Genomic DNA, 565 nt, shown 5'->3' with positions numbered 1-565 from the left:
CGGCGCGGGCGATGGACGCGATCCGCGAGCAGGCGGAGGCGGTGGCCGGCAACATCGTGACGCTGTCGGAGAAGACCCAGACGATCGGCGACATCATCGAGACGGTCAACGACATCTCGGAGCGCACGCACCTGCTGGCGCTCAACGCCGCGATCGAGGCAGCGGCCGGGGAGAGCGGGCGGAGCTTCGCGGTGGTAGCCTCGGAGATGAAGCTTCTGGCCGACCAGGCCAAGGCGGCCACCCTGCAGGTGCGCGGCATCCTTTCGGAGATCCAGCGCGGCATCAACACCTCGGTGATGCTGACGGAGGAGGCGGTCAAGCGGGCGGCCACCGGCAAGGCGCGCTCCGACACGACCCAGCGCACGATCGAGGGGATCACGGCGCGGGTCGAAGAAGCGACGCAGACCTTCCAGCAGATCGTGGCGTCGACCAACCAGCAGCAGCTCGGCATCGAGCAGGTGATGGGCGCCCTGCAGAACATCCGCCAGGCGAGCCAGCAGACCGCCGCCGGCACCCGCGAGGTCGAGGCGGCCTCGGCCAACCTCACCGAGCTCGCAGGAGCCCT

Annotated in this window: 1 protein-coding gene; it reads left to right on the top strand. The window is 69.7% G+C overall.

Annotation, left to right across the window (positions count from 1 at the left end; all coding sequences use genetic code 11):
* On the top strand, nucleotides 1-565 hold a 565-nt coding region (locus tag MKK70_RS19230; protein ID WP_243949385.1), incomplete at both ends, for a methyl-accepting chemotaxis protein.

Source organism: Methylobacterium sp. E-041 (assembly GCF_022829665.1).
In the GTDB taxonomy this organism is placed as follows: Bacteria; Pseudomonadota; Alphaproteobacteria; order Rhizobiales; family Beijerinckiaceae; genus Methylobacterium.
This window is presented reverse-complemented; position numbering and strand designations above follow the sequence as displayed.